The organism is Nocardioides sp. GY 10127 (genome assembly GCF_004919085.1).
In the GTDB taxonomy this organism is placed as follows: Bacteria; Actinomycetota; Actinomycetes; order Propionibacteriales; family Nocardioidaceae; genus Nocardioides.
Genome location: NZ_STGL01000002.1, coordinates 258,632 through 276,308 on the forward strand (window position 1 = coordinate 258,632; position 17,677 = coordinate 276,308).

The following is a 17,677-nucleotide window of genomic DNA, read 5'->3' on the forward strand; positions in this document are numbered from 1 at the left end:
CAGCACCACGAAGCCCCCGCACTCCGAGCGAGTGCGGGGGCTTCGTCGTTCCGCGGCGGAGTGTGGGGCGCCCCCGCGCGGTCAGCTGCGGGCTCGGCCCTGGAGGACGGAGCGCTCGACCGTGACCGAGCCGACGGCCATGTCGTGCAGCCCGCGACCGTCCGGCTTGAAGATGAGCGGGGGCACCACGACGGCCACCATGATCTGCCGCGCGAGCGCCTGGAGCAGGCCGATCGGTGCGCCCACGGCGTCCACCTTGACCACGCGCAGGCCGACGACGAGCTGGCCGAAGGAGCCCCGCGCCAGCGCCACGAACACGGCCGACTCGACGACGAAGACGCCCAGCACGACGAAGCCCGACGAGGGCGGCGCGTCGGCGCCGTAGACGGGGACGAAGAGGCTGGTGACCAGCAGGCAGGCCACCCAGTCGACGGCCAGCGCCAGCATCCGACGCGGCCACGTGGCGGTCTCATGGGTCGTGCTCACGTCCACACCCTAGAGTGAGGCCGTCCCCGAGCCTCCTGGCGGTGGCAGAACCCGACCTGAACCGGGCTGTTACATCTGCGAAACAGAACGGATATGGTCGCGAAACCGCCCCGCTCGTAGGGTTGGGGCACCGTCGGTGGCAATGGCGCCACGGGCTGTCCACTCTCACGCGTATGGTCGGCTGCCCTCGGAACGGACAGCCACAGGAGGACGTATGTTCAGCAGTGACGATGAGCTGATGCAGTTCATCAAGGACGAGGGTGTCGAGATGGTCGACGTCCGCTTCGTCGACCTCCCCGGCATCATGCAGCACCTCACGGTGCCGGTGTCGTCGTTCAACCTCGACCCGATGGCCTTCGACGGCTCGTCGATCCGTGGCTTCCAGGCCATCAACGAGTCGGACATGGCGCTGTACCCCGACATCAGCACTGCCTACATCGACCCGTTCCGCAAGGCGAAGACGCTGGCGCTGCTGTACTTCGTGCACGACCCGATCACCGGTGAGGCCTACTCCCGCGACCCGCGCAACATCGCGCGCAAGGCTCTCGCATACCTGGAGACCACCGGCATCGGCGACACCGCCTTCTTCGCCCCCGAGGCGGAGTTCTTCATCTTCGACTCGGTGAAGTACAACACCACGATGAACGAGTCCTTCTACAAGGTGGAGTCGTTCGAGGGTGTCTGGAACACCGGCTCCGACACCGACCCCGACGGTTCCCCGAACCGCGGCTACAAGGTCCGCCAGAAGGGCGGCTACTTCCCGGTCACGCCGACCGACGGCACGCAGGACCTGCGTGATGACATGGTCAAGAACCTGGAGAAGGTCGGCCTGCTCGTCGAGCGCGCCCACCACGAGGTCGGCACCGCCGCACAGGCCGAGATCAACTACAAGTTCGACACCCTGCTCAAGGCTGCCGACGATGTCATGAAGTTCAAGTACATCGTCCGCAACACCGCGTGGGAGGCCGGCAAGACCGTCACTTTCATGCCGAAGCCCGTCTTCGGCGACAACGGTTCCGGCATGCACGTCCACCAGTCGATCTGGGAGAACGGCGAGCCGCTCTTCTACGACGAGAAGGGCTACGGCGGCCTGTCCGACATGGCCCGCTGGTACATCGGCGGCATCCTGAAGCACGCCCCGGCCGTCCTCGCGTTCACCAACCCGACCGTGAACTCGTTCCACCGCCTGGTGCCGGGCTTCGAGGCCCCGATCTCCCTGGTGTACTCCTCGCGCAACCGCTCCGCGGCCGTGCGTATCCCGATCACGGGCACCAACCCGAAGGCGAAGCGCATCGAGACCCGCTTCCCCGACCCGTCGTCCAACCCGTACCTGGCCTTCTCGGCCCTGCTGCTGGCCGGCATCGACGGCATCAAGAACAAGATCGAGCCGCCGGCGCCGGTCGACAAGGACATCTACGAGCTCCCGCCGGACGAGAAGGCCGAGATCGCCCAGGTCCCGACCTCGCTCGACGCCGTGCTGGAGGCCCTCGAGGCCGACCACGCGTTCCTCACCGAGGGTGGCGTCTTCACCGAGGACCTCATCGAGATGTGGATCGACTGGAAGCGCAACAACGAGATCCTGCCCGTGCAGCTGCGTCCGCACCCGCACGAGTTCGAGCTCTACTACGACATCTGATTTGAGGGTTTTCACCCTCTGCCAGCAGTGGTCGAAAACGGCCTCTGACCTGGGAAAACGTCTTTCGGCGTCTTCCAGCGTCAGGGGCCGTTTTTCGTTGGTCTGCGGCCCCAGTGCGGCCCCAGACTCGGCCCGCGCGGCATCAGTCGGGGTGTCACACCTAGCAGGTATGACGCTCTCCGTCCGCTCCCCCGACGAGCTGATCGCGGTCATCCCCCACCTGCTCGGCTTCAAGCCCGAGGAGTCGCTCGTCTTCCTGCCGATGAGCTCCGAACTCCCAGCAGCCCGCGTCAACCTACCCACCACACCGTACGACCGCGAGGTCGTCTGGAGCTCCATCCGCGACGCCTACAGCCGCCACGCACAGCCCGGCTCCAGCCTCGCCATCGTGTGCCTCACAGCCGACCGCGAGACGGCCACTGACGTCGGTCACGAGTTCGGGGCACGGTTCGACTCCATCGGCATTGACACCCGCGTCATGCTGTGGGCCGACGGGACCCGGTGGGCCGACCTCGACACCGACGACATGGGCCTCCAGACCGAGGACGCCCGCGAGCGGATCGCCGCCGCGACCGTCCTGACCGGCCGAGCCCAACCGACGACCAGCCGCGACTCTCTCGCCGAGTCCCTGGTCGGGGATCGCGAGCCCGTTGCAGCGCTTCTGTCAGAGACACGTGAGGCCGCGCGTCAGAACACGCCACAGGCGGAAGGCCGCTGGGCGGTTGCCCGCATGCGGCGCTTCCACGGTGTGTCGCGTGCCGGGTCTGATGGAGGCTCTCATTCCACGGAAGGATGAGGGTCATGGCAGCACCGAGGAAGTACCCCGAGGAACTTCGGGAGCGAGCGATCCGGATGGCGGTCGATCTGCGGCGTGACCCAGCGACGCGGTCGGGTGCTCTGCGTCGGGTTGGTGAGCAGTTGGGGATCAACCCCGAGACCCTGCGCAACTGGGTCAGCCAGGTCGAGGTCGACGAAGGCCACCGCCCAGGCGTCACGACCGCCGAGGCCCAGCGGATCGCCGAGCTCGAACGGGAGAACCGTGAGCTGCGGCGAGCGAACGAGATCTTGCGGACGGCGTCGGCGTTTTTCGCCGCGGCGGAGCTCGACCGCAAGGTGAGGTGAGCACCGCGGTGTTGGTCGCCTACATCGACCAGCATCGGGGCCAGTTCGGGGTCGAGCCGATCTGCAAGGTCTTGCGTCAGGCAGGCGTGCAGGTCGCCCCGAGCAGCTACTACGCCGCCAAGACCCGGCCACCCTCGACACGAGCGGTCACCGACGCCGAGCGGCTGGCGGTGATCCGGGCCGTCCACGCCGACAACTACGGCGTCTACGGGGTCCGCAAGATGCACGCCGAGCTCAACCGCCGCGGGCAGCGGATCGCGCGGTGCACCGTGCACCGGCTGATGCGCGCCGACGGGCTGCGCGGGATCAGCAGAGCCAAGGGACCTCGCACGACCGTGCCGGGCACCGGCCCGGACACGCGGCCGGACCTGCTGGACCGCGACTTCAATGCGCCGGCACCGAATCGGGTCTGGGTCGCGGACATCACCTACTGCCGCACCTTCGCCGGCTGGGTCTATGCCGCGTTCGTCGTCGACGTCTTCTCCCGCCGCGTCGTGGGCTGGCAGCTGTCGAAGAGCCTGCGCACCGACCTCGCGCTGGACGCCCTCGAGATGGGTCTGTGGACCCGTCAGCACGCTGGCCAGGACACCACCGGCGTGATCGCGCACAGCGACAAGGGAGTCCAGTACCTCGCGGTGCGCTACACCCAGCGACTGGCCGAGGCCGGCGCGGTCGCATCGGTCGGGTCCACAGGCGACAGCTATGACAACGCCCTGGCCGAAGCGTTCAACTCATTGTTCAAAGCCGAACTGGTCCGCAACAAGGGCCCGTGGAAGAACATCGACGACCTCGAGATCGCGGTCGCGGAGTACATCGACTGGTTCAACCACCGACGCCTGCACGGCGAGATCGGACTCGTCCCACCCGTCCAGTACGAGGACGACTACTACCGGCACAACACCACGCCGACTACCGTCGGCGCGTCAGTTCAGAGCCTCTACTGAACCCGGCTCGTGACAGTGACGGCATCCGGCTCAACGACGGCGAAGCGGCCCGTCTTCTCGTGGCAGTCGAGTCCATCCCGACCCGGGACCGGCTCTGGCTAGACATGAACCGGGGCAACGCTGGCTCCCACGTCGCACTGTGGACCGATATGACCAAACGAGCGCCCGACGACGTCCGTGCTGCCCCGGCTTCACTCCTCGGGTTCGCGAGCTGGCTCAGCGGCCACGGAGCCTTGGCGTGGTGCGCGCTCGATCAGGTGCCCAAGGACAAGCCCTACGCCCTCGCCACGCTCGTCGCCGCCGCCGTCCAGACGGGCATGCACCCTCGCGAGTGGGACGAAGCCAACAATCCAACCGAGCGGCGGGTGGAGAACGCCACGACCTTTTTTGCACGCCCGTCGACTCCTAAGGCCAGCCCGGGTCGGCCTGCGCCCGGATTCTGAGGTGGTCACCATGGACATCACATATCGAGGTGGACGGCCCGACAGCCGCCTGGAACGGCTCCTTGCACGGCTCGCACGGGGCCCGTCAACGGACCTCCCGGTTACAGGCCGGATTGACTTCGTACTCAGCGAAGCTGATCGAGTTCCTGAACCTTAGATCAGAGCCCAATCCGCCTGACGCGCCCCGGCTCTCCGGACCCTAGGTCGCGATGTAAGCAGCCCGAGCCTTCTGAGCGCTATCCCAGTCCTTTGCGAACTCGTCAAGCCCGGGCTTGATGTTCAGCTGCTCGATCGACTGACTGTGTCCTGGCATGAAGCGCGAACACCGGTCGAACAGCGGCATCAAGGCGGACTTGGCCTCGGCGAAGCGCTCCAGCTTGATCTTGTCCAAGCCGCCCATCATGAGATTGGATCGGTGCCGCTGGGTGACGTTGGCAAGCAACTCTTGCTCGACGAAGGCTTCGCACCATGCGCGCAGCAGGCCGTAGGCACGTTCGATCAAGGCTTCCTTGATGACTGAATCGTCCGCCGACTTCACCAGCTCGACGGTCTTGTTGATCCGCTTGGCGATCTGCGCCGGAGTGTCCTGACGCGGCCCGACGTCCGCCTGCAAAACACCCTTCTCGGTCTCGTTGCTACGGACCTCGTAGAAGCGATACTTCAACTTCCGAGCGTCTCTAAGTCCCAAGAGCGTGGATGCGAAGAAGATGTTGTGGGTGAAGACGATGACCTGATGCGTGTCGGCCAGCCGCGAGATGCGCTCCGCAACCTCGTTCAATCGCAAGTAGTCGAGGCTCGTGACTGGGTCGTCGAACACGATGGGCGCCTTGACCCCGGTCATTCGGCATTCAGCCAAGAAGTCCGCGATCGCCAGAACCTTGAGTTCTCCCTCTGACAGAACTGCCGACGGCCGGTATTGAGCTACAACCTTTCGCCGTTCGGCCTGGCCCCGGCGACCCTGAAACTCCAGGCCGACGGTCGGCGCGTTCAGTTCGCGGCACTCCTCCTCGAAGAGGCTGGCGAAGTTCCGGTTGACCATGTCCTCACTCGCCTGCTTCGAGATCAGCGTGAGTGATCGTTGAATGGCAGGCAACTTGGTCTTGGCGAAGGTATCCAGCTGTGCCGCGCGCTTCGCCTTCTTCACTGCGTCGGTGATCGCGGCCAGGTGACGACCAAGGGTTTGTCGCGCGGTCAGTTCAGCGAGCTCCTGCTCCTTGGTCGCGAGCGACTGGACGCGGTCGCGCTTCTGCTCGCTTAGGTCGGCGAGTGCACTGGCGAGCTCGGCTTCGGCAGCTGCGAGGACGGTGGCCACGTTCGAGGCCTCGGCAATTGCCGCCTCAACGTCCAGCACCTGCCGACCTTCCGCCGTCGCGGTGAGAGCTCCCTCGAGATCAGACAGCAGCCGTAGCAAGCCCGTTGCGTACGCAGGGGGCGGATCCGACACCCCGATCTGTCGCACATGCTCCTTCAGCACGTCCAGGCTTAGGCCCGAGATCGTCAGCCGGGAGGCCGAGAGGGCGGCGCGGGCCTCAGCGAGTTGTCGGGCGAGCGCATCGTCAAGGTAGGTCCTGTACTTGCGCACCAACGCGAGGGCTTCCCCCGACAGCGTCTGTCCGCAGTAGATGCAGTCGTCACCCTCCGCTGGGTAGTCATGCCCCCCGAGGTGGAGTCGGTACCGGTCACCCTCAGCAATGAAGGCGTTCCATTCGTCGTCAGGCGGACCGGCGAGCTCACCATCCGCGAAGAGTTCCGTGCGGGCGCGCCGGTACTCGTCCTGCAGGCGCTCGACGGATGCGCGGTTTGCCTCATAGGCACCGGAGTTGAACTCCGCCAGTGCAGTACCGGCGCGACGCAACGCAGAGACGCGTTCCAGCTCCTCCTTGACCGCGTCGTGACGCGCCTCGACATTTCCGGCCTTCAACGCCCCGACCTCGCCTGCGAGCTTGGCGTGGGCAGTCTGGCCCTCAGTAGAGTCATCCTTAAGCGCGGCCAGTTCGGCAAGGTCTGTCGTTGCGCCGATGGTCTCGATCTTGGGGTACAAGCTCGTGCCACGTTGGAAGTGCGCTAGGAATGGATTCGCGGCCGGCCGAAGGGCCTTCGCCTCCGCATCGACACGCTCCTGAACGCGACGGACGGCGCTGGCAACGTATCCAAACAGCGCGATCTCGCGTGGGGTGAACACGTAATTGAGCTCGTTGTCCACGTGAAGGCTGACCGCGGGCGCGTCAAAGACGCTCATCCGGGTCAAAGGAGGGATGCCAGCCTCATTGGCCCACGCCAGCGTGCTCGCAGCGCCGTTGATTGAGTACTCGATTGAGGCGGACGGCGATGGCGACGCATCCGCCGCGTGGGCGTTTGGCAGGATGTCCTCAGCCGTTCTAACCGCGGCAACGCGCTTGAGGACCCGCGAATACCCGGTCTTACCGGCGCCGTTTTGACCGAAAAGAACGGTCAGATTCGCGTCGAACTCCAAGATCTGGCTCGCGGCCAAGGCGTTGACTCCCGCCACGTCCGACAACTGGCTCAGCTCGAGCACGTCCTCGGCAGCTGCAGCGCTCTCAGCAAGCGCCAGCTTCGGCGCGACTTGGAATCCTTCCGGCTTCTCCTCGAACCCCTTCTCGATAAGGAATCGCTCGAAAATCTGATCCAGCTGAGGGACCGACAGCTCCTGACTGGACGACAGCACCTGCGCTGCCGCTTCCCTGACCCAGTCGTCCTGCTCGTTGGCCCATTCAGCGAGCATCGCCCGCGGATCTACTGGCTGAGACCGATCACCCTCAGCCCCAGCCAGGTTGTCGACGTCATCTGCCATGGCGAGCACTTACACCCTCCAGTTCGCGGGCGTGGAGACCTCGTAGTCGCCGACACCGATAGCGGCGAAGTGCTTGGTCGCAGCCTTGATCTTGGCGTTCTCGGTCGGGCGGCGCTTGACCTCGTCGTCGGTGCTCTTGGTCTCGCGGATCATGTAGATCCGGTCGGCTCCGTCCTCGTGCTTGATGATCGCCCAGTCAGGGTTGTAGGGACCGACGGGGGTGTCGATCTTGAACTTGCCGGGGAGCTTCATGAAGAGCTTGATGTCGCTGCGCCCGTCGAGCAGCTCTGCGAACTGACGCTCCGGTTCCGAGTCGTACACGACGTAGTCGAAGTCGGACTTCCCCGGGTTCTGCAGCTTGTACATCTGGTCGAGGAAGCGGTCCTTCTCTTCCTGACCGTCCTTCTGCAGCTCGCGCAGCTCGTAGACGTAGCCGCCGATCTTCTCGTACTGGATGCCCTCGGTGACGATCTCGGCGAGCACGGCCTGCAGGCGACCCTTGACCATCTGGATGAAGTCGTTGGCGTTCCCGATGAACTCGGGCAGGCGCCCGCTGTCAAGGAGGATGTCAATGATCGTCTTTCGCGTCAGCGAGGTGGCTTCCTGCAACTCGGTGATGATGTCGGGCAGGTCGTAGGCGCCCTGGAGGGACGCGGATCGCTGGCCGGTCTCGGTTGCCTTGGTGCCGCCGCGGAGGATCTTGACTCCGGCGCGCGTCACTTGGATACGGAGCGGCTGGATGGCGGGCGCTTCCTTGATCGCCTTCACGGTTGCCTCAATGAGGCGGTCACGCTCGACCGAGACGCGGTAGGTCGTGCGGGCCGAGATGGCGCGCCAGAACTCCTCGAACTCGGGGTTCGCGAAGAGCTCCTCGTTGAGTTTGCGTGCCTTCCGCTTGGACTGAGGCTTCACGTAGCGCTCGATGCTGGAGCGGCCGATGTACTCGATGATCGTGTCTTCGTACGGCCAGAAGAAGTCCGGGATGTGCTGCTTGAGGTCGAACCCGAGCTGGGTCGGCTGGTAGGCCGCCGTGACCTTGCCATCCTTAATCATCCCGGAGGACTCCAGCGCCTCGTAGAGGGTCTTGGAGCGCTCATAGCCGAAGTACTCCGGGCCGTCCGGCTCGATGTGCTCCTCGTAGAGGGCGATCTTGGAGAACTCCTGCAGGCGCACGCGTCCGATCTCGACGCCGGACTTCTCGTACTCGGTCTGCAGCGACTTGGCGAACGCGACGTACGACTCGTTGGCGATCACGGTCAGCTGGGCGATGCTGCGGTCGGCCACGCGCTCGCCGGTCTGGTCCACAGGGAGACGGAGGCCGCGACCGATGGTCTGTCGGCGCTCAACCTCGGCGCCCATTTCGCGCAGGGTGCAGATCTGGAAGACGTTCGGGTTGTCCCAGCCTTCGCGCAGAGCAGAGTGGCTGAAGATGAAGCGGACGGGCTCCGCCTGGTCGAGCAGGCGAGCCTTGTCGCGCATGATCAGGTCGTAGGCGTCGTCGTCGGCCTTGGTGCTGCCGGACGTGTCCTGGAACGTGTCCGTGCCGCCGCGCTTGGCCTTGAGCACGGAGAAATAGCCCCGCCGGAGCTCCGCCGGATACTGCGGGAAGAGTTCCTGCCACTGCGGCGACTTGGCTCGCTCTTCGCGGAACAGCTCGTCGAACCACTGGACGAACTGGCCGTTGGCGTCGATGTTGTTGAAGCCGTCGCCGAGGAAGTTCTCAACCTTGTCGATGAAGAACAGGCTGAGAACCTTGATGCCCTTCGACGCCAGCATCGTCTGCTTGCGGAAGTGCTCCTTGATGGTCTCGCGGATCATCTCGCGGTAGATCGAGTCGGAGTTGCCTCCGATCTCCTCTCCCTGCTGGAGCATGCCGTGCTTGTTGATCTCCACGAACTGCGGCTCGATCGACAGCTCGGTGATCCACCAACCCTCGTAGGCAGGGTTGTTGGTGAGGTTGGACAGCTCCTGGTCCTGCTTGGCCTTCACGACCCGGCGAGTCAGGGAGCCGTCGGCGCCACGGACGGCCAGCTCGAGCTTGGCCTCCCACGGGTCGCGCTTGACCTCAACCACCTTGATGTACGGCGTCGCGTCCGAGCCCTGCTGAGCAACCTCGGCGACCACGATCTGCTTGACGAGCCCATGATCGTGAGCGTCGACCGGGTCGAGCCGGTACACGACGTTACGCTGCTTGCGGTGCGTGGCCGAGAAGCGCAGCGTGGCAATCGGGTCGAGTTCCCCGATAGACGACTGCGAGAGCTGGGACTCCATATTCTGCGGCTCGTCCATGATGACGACCGGCCGGGTGGCCTTGAGGTAGTCGATCGGGCGAAGGCCGTTCAGCTTGTCGCGGGTCTGGTGGATGATTCGCGAGTTCGCGTTGCCACGGATCGAGTCGATCGTCATGACCATGATCTGCACGTTGGTGCTGGTGGCGAAGCCCTGCACCTCTTCGGCTGACTGGCCCGAGTAGACCGAGTAGTCGAACGGCTGCGCCGGGTACAGATCGCGGAAGTGCTGGCGCATCAGCTTGATGCTGGTGGTGACGCCTTCCTTGATCGCCACGCTCGGCACGAGGATCACGAACTTGGTGAAGTTGTACGCCTTGGCCAGCTCGAAGATCGTGCGCAGGTAGACGTAGGTCTTACCGGTGCCGGTCTCCATCTCGATGTCGAAGTCGAGCGTGTCGCCGGCGAGAGCGCCGAGAACCTCCAGCCCGTTCTTGTCCTGGACTGCCTGCAGGTTCTGGAGGATGGTGGCCTCGTCGAGGACGAGGTTGTTGCCCACGGCGCCAACTTCCTGCGAGAGGTCGAGGTCCAGGCTGGTCTGATCCTCAGAGCCGTTGAGCTGGCCTCCACCGCGCAGCGTCGTCAGGACCGCTTCCGCGTCCTTGGGCTGACCATCGAAGAGCTGAACCAACGACCCGATGGCATCGAGCTGGTACTGCTGCTTGGCGTCGAACTTGAACTCCATCAGGCGCTCCAGAGCTCCACGCCCTTGCTCTTGCAGAGCTGAGCAAGGTTGGTCTTCAGTTCGTCGTCACCGTGGAAGGCGTCCTCAAGAATCACGAAGCGCGCGGGCTCCTCATCCACAACCGCACGAAGCTGATCCAGTGAAGGCTTGGTGTGCTCATCGAGATACGCGAGCAGCAACCCGCCGCCGACCGACTGGAGCGGAAGGCCAGCGATGTCCTGCTCGACCGATTCCTCGGTCAGTGAATAGCCTTGCTTAAGCAGCAGTTCGGAGAGGAGCGCATCCGCGGTCGCCTCGTCCTCGGCGCTGTCCCGAAGGCTCAACAAATGCTGCTCTAGCTCGTTGGGTTCAATGTTGCTGGCCACCCGCCACTTGGAAAAGTTGGTGTCGCCAAGGCGATACGCGCGAAAGCCGGTGTCAAGGCCTGCAGGAGCACCGAGCGTCGGTTGTGCCGTCTGAGCGAGCTCTGTGCCAGCCAGATCAATGCGACGACGGGAGATCTGAGCGATTGTGTCGAATCCCAAGCGGCGCGCTGCGGAGTCTGCGGGGGTGGGTTCGGGCAGCTGCACTTGGATAAACCGTCGGCTGCCGCCGTCCTCCGCGTTTTGCTTCAGCACTGCATGCGCCGTGGAAGCGGAACCAGCGAAGAAGTCCAAGATCAAGGCATCCTTGTCGGCCCCGATTTGCAGAACGCGCTGCAGCAGGCCGACCGGCTTCGGCGAGTCAAAGACCTTCTCGCTGTCGAAGATCTGCCGCAGTTCCCGAGTCCCCTTCTTGTTGCCATCGACGTCAGTCCAGAGGTTCGACGGCCGCTTCTCTCGTCCTTCAAGGTAGAACTTCTGGTACGGGTGGTACTCCTTACCGTTACCGCGGTCGACCAACTTCCACTCGACAAGGCCCTCAGCGACCATCTGCTTGAACTTGTCCTGGCCGCAAATCCAACGGCTTTCGTATCCGCCTGGCCCGATCGGAAACACCTCCGTCCCGTCCGGTGCCTCGACGCCGAAGTACATGCTCGGCCGGTCCTCGCGCCGATCCTCGCCGCCCGTGCGCCGCAACGAGCGCGTCAGATAGTTGCCCCGCTCGTCCCGTTCGTTGTAGATGGCAGCATCGGAGTCACCAAACGCCAAGCCCCGGAGAACCGCGAGATCACTGCGGCGATACACAACCATGTAGTCGACAGCGTTTGAGAAGCCGTCGAAGCCGCCTCCGGTGGGCGTCCCGGTCGCCCGCGTGACGAGGCCAACGAAGTTCCGCTCGCCAAAGACTTCGTTCCCCAGCTTGCGGAGATTGTCGAGTTCATGATCGTCGATGGAGATGAAGATGAGTCCGGACTCCGTGAGGAGATTCCGAGCCAGCTTGAGGCGGGGGTACATCATGTTGAGCCAGTTGGAGTGGTAGCGCCCCTCTGACTCGCTGTTGGTTGAAACCTTCTTGCCGTCCTCGTTGACCTGCTTGGTCCACTCAAGATAGGTCGCAAGTCCCTCTTTGAAGTTGTCGGGGTATACGAAGTCTCCGCCAGTGTTGTACGGCGGATCGATATAGATCAGGTCCACCTTGCCGTGATAGTGCTTCTGCAGGATCTTGAGCACTTCAAGGTTGTCCCCCTCGATGAAGACGTTCTTCGTGGAGTCCCAGTCCTTGCTCTCGTCCTTGACCGGGCGCAGCGTCGCCGTGGTTGGCTCCTGCGCAGCGCGGAGTGCGCGCTTCTTGCCGGGCCAGAACAGGCCAAAGCGCTCGCTGCTGTCGGCGACGTCCGCGGCAAGGAGCTCCGTCAGCTTGGCGACGTCGACCTTGCCGTCCGTGATTGCCTCGGGCGCCAACTCCCGGAGCCGGCGCGCCAGCTCGGTCTGCAGGTCAGGGGTGGCGCTCGGGATCTCGTGGATTTCTTCGGTCATTCAGTCTTCCTCATTGAATTTATCTGAACTCATTTTATCAATATTGTGCATTATTGATAAGTCTTGAATTAGGCGGTCACTCGCCAGCGAATAGCGAAAAGGTTTTCGGTCTCGCGCTTTCCCTTGAGCGACTGCTCGATCAGGTCGAGGTACTTGTCGATCTCTTCCCGCAGCTTGATCCGCTCACCGCGAGCGCGGTCGTCCTCGTCCTCAGCCTTCTGGCCCCAGCGCCTGGCTTCCTTCTTGTGTCGCAGTTGCTCCATCGGGTCATCGGTCTGTCGCGCCGCCTTCCGGCTCTCCTTCTCCTTCTGGCGGTACTCGCGGATCAGGCCTTCGGACTCGGCCTTGCGGTCGAGCGTGTTCCGGTAGAGCAGCTCCTCCTGCTGGTCGTAGTAGCGAGCGTTGCGTGCCTGCACTTCCTTCTCGAACGCCTCTCGCTGGGCGTCCAGATGCGTTTCGAAGGCCGACTCGTCGATCATGTCAATCGGGTCCGACACTTCTGTGCAGGCGAGGTCCATCAGGTCGGCGACGTACTCGTGGTCGAGCCACTCGCCATCGTCGGTCAGGAGCCCCGCGAGCGCGTAAGACTCGGAGATGTCCTCGTTGCCGGCCTTCATCCGGAACGTGACCACCTTGCTCACGAGTTGGCCGCTCTTGCCCTGCAGCGCCTTGATCGCGGTGCTGGCCCGCTGGGACTTGCCGAGGCTGAACGTCAGCTCACGGGCAGGGGTGTCCGCGTCCTTCGAGCTTGCGACGACGTACTCGGCCAGCGAGCTGGCGAAGCGGTACTGGTGGGCATGTTCCTTCGGCTGCGACTTGAAGAAGTAGCGCCCGATCTTGGCATCTGCGACCGGCGCCGTGTGGAGCTCGAACTGGCGGCCGTCTCCCTCGAAGGTGGCGACGCTGTCGAGCTGGTACTTGGTGACCGCGAGCAGGAGCTGCTCGAAGCGGTTGAGCACCTCGCCGGACTGCGCGTCGTACGACTTGAGGCGGTCCTGGACGTTGGGGTCGAGGTTGTCGAAGACCTTCGCCTTTGCGCTGGCCATCTCCTTGGAGATCTCGCCCTCGAACTGCTTTTCCAGTTGGTTGAACGCGACCTCGATGTCGCCAGCGGTCTTGCAGCGGTTGAGGATGTCGCTGATCGTCTTCTCGAAGTCGAGGCCGTCCTCGATCGAGCCGAGCACCTCGTCGCTGGCACCAAAGACGCCCCTGAAGAGGTGGAACTTGTCTTCCAGCAGCTCGAGGATGCGCTGCTCGGCGAGGTTGCCCTTGTTGGAGAAGTTCACGACGACGACGTTGTGCTGCTGGCCGAAGCGGTGGGCGCGTCCGATGCGCTGCTCAACGCGCTGCGGGTTCCAGGGCAGGTCGTAGTTCACGACCATGGAGCAGAACTGCAGGTTGATGCCCTCCGAGGCTGCCTCGGTGGCGATCATGATCGTGCCCTCTTCGCGGAAGTAGTCCACGAGAGCCTTGCGACGGTCGGCAGCCAGGACGCCGGTGATGACGTCGCTTCCCTTGTTGCGTTCGAGCCACTTCTGGTAGATCGCTGTGGCTTGCGGAGAGTCGTTCTGGCCGTTGAACAGGAGCAGCCCCTCGCCCCGTCCGGCCTCGGTCAGCGAGCGCGCGATGTAGTCCTGGGTCACCGTGGAGTCGGTGAAGATGATGGCCTTCTGGGGCGCTCCAAGCTCGCGTAGGCGCTCGAAGCCGAGGTCGAGTGCGTGATTGAGCTGGACGGCCTTCTCGTTGACCGTGATGGACCGGGCCAGCGCGGCGTACTCCCGCAGTTCGCGGACCTCGTCCTTCATGGGCTCGATGTCGCGCGGATCGATCGCGGTGAACCCGGACTTCGGCTCCTCGTCGAGCTCTTCCTCTTCCTCGTCGGTGATGTCGGCGTCAACGATGAAGCTGCCGGTGTTCGTCCAGCGCTTGCCCTCCCCGACCTCCCGCTCCAGCCGGCCTGCGACGCGCTCAAGCGTGCTAGCAATGGCGTAGGTCGAGGACCCCAGGCGCTTGCGGATAATCAGCGCGCTGAGGTGGCGCGTGGACTTCGAGAAGGCATAGACCTCCTCGCGCTGGAGGTACTCGTTGACCAACTCGTACAGGCGCTGCTCGTCCGGCGACGGCTCGAAGCCGACGGTCAGCGGCAGGCGCTCCGTGAACCGGATGTACTTGTCGGCGTCTCGACGCAGGGTGCGCTTGCTGATCTGGGCAACCCGGTCGCCAAGGTCGTCAAAGGCTGCCGATTCCCGGTTCTTGATGTAGCGCTCGCGGAAGGCGTCCAGCGAGTAGAAGTAGTCGGGGTCGAAGACCGAGACCAGGCCGTAGAGCTCCTCCAGCTTGTTCTGGAGTGGCGTCGCGGTGAGCAGGACGGTCTTGTGCGCGCCATCGACGATGTGGGCAACGGCGTTGGCGACCTTGGCCTTGCCGTTCCAGAAGTTCCGAAGGCGGTGCGCCTCGTCAGCGACGACGACGTCCCAAGCCCGCAGTAGCGACAGCTCGTGACGCTGGGCAAACTCGTACGAGCAGATAAGCACCTCGGGCGAGCGGCCAGCTCCGAGCAGGCGGTCCTTCGTCTTCGCGTCGAGGAGCGAGCTGGGGATCAGGAACTTCTCGTAGAGCTCCTGCTGCCACTGCTGCCGAAGGCTGGAGGGCGCGATGATCAGGATGCTCCGCTTGCGCTCAGCCCAGTACTGGCTGATGACGATGCCCGCCTCGATCGTCTTTCCGAGGCCGACCTCGTCAGCGAGGATCACACCCTTGAGGAACGGGGTCTGCAGCGCGAAGAGGGCTGCATCGATCTGGTGCGGCTTGGGCTCGACCTGAGCGTCGAAGAGGAGGCCTGCGAGCTTGCCAACGTGATCACTGGCATAACTTCGCTGGAGTTCGTGTGCGTAGTATTTCGCCTGGTAGTTAGTGAAGCCGTTTCTCATGGACCCTCCGGGCGCGCGACAGAGCGGCACGGGGCGTCTAACGTCGCCAAACTCATGCGGGCCTCCCGGTCAGTACGCGGGAGGACCCACGTCGTACCTCCCAAGGCTTCGATGTAGACCATATCGGCGGAGCCAGCTGTCTTGGGGACGTACCTCGCAACTCGGCGTGGGACGAACTACCTCATATCGCAACTGCCGCCTTCGAGCGTGCGACTCGTCCCACCCAGATGAGGGGCGACAAGACCGCCATCCTGAGTCGCCCTGGGTCTTCTGGAGACTCGGGTTATTGGATTCCGACCAAGGTCTGGTCGGTCCTGGTGGCAGCGTAGAACGTCGCTTCGAACTCTGCTGGCGGGACGTCGTCGAGGTAGCCGTGCAGGCGGTCGTTGTTGTGCCAGTGGACCCACGAGAGGGTCTCGAGCTCGAGGTCCTCGACGGTCTTCCAGGGCCTGCCGTCGCGGGCGGGGCCGCGGATGAGTTCGGCCTTGTAGTAGCCGTTGACTGTCTCGGCCAGGGCGTTGTCGTAGGAATCCCCGACGGTTCCGATCGAGGGCACGGCGCCGATCTCGGCGAGCCGTTCGCCGTATCGCACGGACGTGAATTGAGCTCCGGCGTCGCTGTGGCAGCGGAGCCCTTCGAGGTTGGTGCCGCGTGACCACCGGGCCATCTCGATAGCGTCGAGGACCATCGTGGTGCGCATGTGCGAGGCGACGCGCCACCCCACGATCGTGCGGGAGAACGCGTCGATGATGAAGCACACGTAGGCGATGCCGGACCAGGTCGGGACGTACGTCAGGTCGGTGACCCACAGCTGGTTCGGTGCGGTCGCGGTGAAGTCACGACCGACCAGGTCAGGATGCCGCGGCGCTCCTTCGTCGGGGCGGGTGGTGCGGACCCGCTTGGTGCGCCGCACGCCCTCGATGCCAGCGGCACGCATGAGCCGAGCGACCTGGTCGCGGCCGATGTCGTGGCCGTGCCGGCGGGCGGCCTTCCAGACCTTGTGCGCCCCGTAGACGCGGTAGTTCTCCCGCCACAGCTGCTCGACAACGCTCGTCATGACGGCGTCGCGTCGGCCTCTGGCCGAGGGCTGCCGCTGCTTGAACTCGTAGTAGCTGCTGGGGGCCACCTGCAGCACGCTGCAGATGAGCTCGACCCCCAGACGCCTGCCGGCGACCACGTCGTCGCGGTTGGCGTCGATGAAGGCGGCTACTTCTTGTGCTGGCGGTCGAGCTCCGCCCCGAAGAAAGACTCTGCGCGCTTCAGGATTTCGTTGGCCCGGCGGAGCTCCCGGTTTTCCTGTTCGAGGGCCTTCAGTCGCTCGGTGTCGGAGGTGGTGGTGCCGGGTTGGTGGCCCTCGTCGATGTCAGCCTGGCGGACCCACACGCGCACCGATTCGGTGCCGTAGCCGAGCTGGCTCGCGACGCGCTGGACGGTGCCGTGCTCGGTGCCCAGTTCGGCACGCAGAGTCCTGACCATCCGCACCGCGGCGGCCTTCTCCTCAGGGCTGTAGCGACGCGTGGTCGGCTTCCCCGGGCTGCTGTCCTTCGGCATGAGTACATCCTCGTTTCCAAACGAAGGAGACTCCAACCAACCCAGGGCGACTCATACCTCGCTCCGACCTACCGCAAGGTGGTGTTCGCCAACGTGTCCACCGTCTTCACCGCGGCGGTCGCCGACGAGCTCATCCCGAAGAACCCATGCAAGGCCCCCTCGGTACGCAAGCCACGATCCGACCCGAAGAACCTTGTCCCCTGGACGAGCAAGCGGGTCTTGGCGGTACGTGACGGGTTGCCCGACCGCTATCAGATCGTGGTGTGGCTCGGCGCCGGCCTCGGGTTGCGACAGGGCGAGATCTTCGGCCTCTCCCCCGACGACATCGACTTCGACGCCAGCGAGGTGCACGTCCGACGTCAGGTCAAGCTCTTCTCCAGCAACCGCCAGGTCTTCGGGCTGCCCAAGGGCCGCAAGACCCGCAAGGTGCCACTGCCGGACGCCGTCGCCGATGCCATCACCGCCTACATGACAGCGCATCCGCCCATTGAGGTGACTCGGCCGTGGATGACGCTCGACGGGAAACCGACGACAGTCTCCCTGCTGCTGACCACTCGGGAGAAGGGAGCGATGAATCGCAACTACTTCAACACCTACCTGTGGCGTCCTGCGTTGGAGCGAGCCGATGTCCCCGATCTGCGGGAGAACGGGTGCCACCCACTGCGCCACTTCTTCGCCAGCACGGCCCTGCACGAGGGTGAGACCATCAAGGCGGTCAGCGAGTATCTCGGTCACGCCGACCCCGGCTTCACCCTGCGGACCTACACGCATCTGATGGAGGGCAGCTCGGAGCGCACCAGGCGTGCGATCGACACCGCCTTCCTCGGCGAGGACGAGGAAGGCGACGAATGAGATGCGCTCGACGGTCGATACAACGGTCTT

The 17,677-nt window shown here is 64.4% G+C and carries 10 protein-coding genes, 1 pseudogene and 2 other annotated features; of the genes and pseudogenes, 5 read left to right on the forward strand and 6 right to left on the reverse strand.

Going from position 1 to position 17,677, the window contains the following annotated elements:
- Nucleotides 1-81: 81 nt before the first annotated feature.
- The gene (locus E8D37_RS02925) at nt 82-486 is read right to left on the reverse strand and encodes an RDD family protein (RefSeq protein ID WP_240770150.1); all 405 of its coding nucleotides are present in this window, start codon (nt 484-486) and stop codon (nt 82-84) included.
- 214 nt (nt 487-700) lie between these two features.
- Between E8D37_RS02925 and glnA the strand changes: the two genes are divergently transcribed.
- The 4 genes and pseudogenes from glnA to E8D37_RS02945 form a co-directional block, all read left to right on the forward strand.
- Nucleotides 701-2,122: a type I glutamate--ammonia ligase gene (gene glnA, locus E8D37_RS02930; protein ID WP_136568263.1), complete on the forward strand. Its 1,422-nt coding sequence runs from the start codon at nt 701-703 to the stop codon at nt 2,120-2,122.
- Between the two features lie 169 nt (nt 2,123-2,291).
- Complete coding sequence (locus E8D37_RS02935; RefSeq protein ID WP_136568264.1) at nt 2,292-2,918, forward strand: DUF4192 family protein; 627 nt, start codon at nt 2,292-2,294, stop codon at nt 2,916-2,918.
- Nucleotides 2,915-4,188 (forward strand): IS3 family transposase gene (locus E8D37_RS02940; protein WP_206055534.1). Its coding sequence is split into 2 segments (ribosomal slippage): nt 2,915-3,212 and nt 3,212-4,188, totalling 1,275 coding nucleotides; the frame shifts between segments, so codons are not numbered across the junction. The genes E8D37_RS02935 and E8D37_RS02940 overlap by 4 nt, the downstream gene beginning before the upstream one ends.
- Nucleotides 3,202-3,345, forward strand: a sequence feature (AL1L pseudoknot). Its footprint overlaps the gene before it by 144 nt.
- Nucleotides 4,134-4,631 (forward strand): annotated as a pseudogene (locus E8D37_RS02945) (DUF4192 family protein); the annotation flags it as partial. The gene E8D37_RS02940 and the pseudogene E8D37_RS02945, both read left to right, overlap by 55 nt.
- 199 nt (nt 4,632-4,830) lie before the next feature.
- Here the strand turns inward: E8D37_RS02945 and E8D37_RS02950 are convergent.
- The 5 genes from E8D37_RS02950 to E8D37_RS02970 form a co-directional block, all read right to left on the reverse strand.
- Nucleotides 4,831-7,443 (reverse strand): AAA family ATPase, encoded by a 2,613-nt coding sequence (locus E8D37_RS02950; protein ID WP_240770169.1) that lies wholly within the window; start codon nt 7,441-7,443, stop codon nt 4,831-4,833.
- Nucleotides 7,444-7,452: 9 nt separating this feature from the next.
- Nucleotides 7,453-10,416 (reverse strand): DEAD/DEAH box helicase family protein, encoded by a 2,964-nt coding sequence (locus E8D37_RS02955; RefSeq protein WP_136568267.1) that lies wholly within the window; start codon nt 10,414-10,416, stop codon nt 7,453-7,455.
- On the reverse strand, nt 10,416-12,314 hold the full coding sequence (locus E8D37_RS02960; protein ID WP_136568268.1) for a site-specific DNA-methyltransferase: 1,899 nt from the start codon (nt 12,312-12,314) through the stop codon (nt 10,416-10,418). Before E8D37_RS02960 ends, E8D37_RS02955 begins: the two co-directional genes overlap by 1 nt.
- A 68-nt stretch (nt 12,315-12,382) precedes the next feature.
- Nucleotides 12,383-15,244 (reverse strand): SNF2-related protein, encoded by a 2,862-nt coding sequence (locus E8D37_RS02965; protein ID WP_136568269.1) that lies wholly within the window; start codon nt 15,242-15,244, stop codon nt 12,383-12,385.
- Between the two features lie 283 nt (nt 15,245-15,527).
- Nucleotides 15,528-16,795, reverse strand: a protein-coding gene (locus tag E8D37_RS02970) for an IS3 family transposase (protein WP_136568270.1) whose coding sequence is annotated in 2 segments (ribosomal slippage) — nt 15,528-16,492 and nt 16,492-16,795 — 1,269 coding nt in all. Because the reading frame shifts where the segments join, the coding sequence is not laid out codon by codon here.
- Nucleotides 16,362-16,496 (reverse strand) — a sequence feature (AL1L pseudoknot). (Overlaps the previous gene by 135 nt.)
- Nucleotides 16,796-16,876: 81 nt before the next feature.
- Between E8D37_RS02970 and E8D37_RS02975 the strand changes: the two genes are divergently transcribed.
- Nucleotides 16,877-17,647, forward strand: coding sequence for a site-specific integrase (locus E8D37_RS02975; protein ID WP_240770151.1), 771 nt, complete (start codon nt 16,877-16,879; stop codon nt 17,645-17,647).
- Nucleotides 17,648-17,677 lie beyond the last annotated feature (30 nt).

Excerpts from the sequence above, each read along its gene's own strand:
- glnA (WP_136568263.1), top strand. The coding sequence starts at position 701 with ATGTTCAGCAGTGACGATGAGCTGATGCAGTTCATCAAGGACGAGGGT.
- E8D37_RS02935 (WP_136568264.1), top strand. The coding sequence starts at position 2,292 with ATGACGCTCTCCGTCCGCTCCCCCGACGAGCTGATCGCGGTCATCCCC.
- E8D37_RS02950 (WP_240770169.1), bottom strand. The coding sequence starts at position 7,443 with ATGGCAGATGACGTCGACAACCTGGCTGGGGCTGAGGGTGATCGGTCT.
- E8D37_RS02955 (WP_136568267.1), bottom strand. The coding sequence starts at position 10,416 with ATGGAGTTCAAGTTCGACGCCAAGCAGCAGTACCAGCTCGATGCCATC.
- E8D37_RS02960 (WP_136568268.1), bottom strand. The coding sequence starts at position 12,314 with ATGACCGAAGAAATCCACGAGATCCCGAGCGCCACCCCTGACCTGCAG.
- E8D37_RS02965 (WP_136568269.1), bottom strand. The coding sequence starts at position 15,244 with ATGAGAAACGGCTTCACTAACTACCAGGCGAAATACTACGCACACGAA.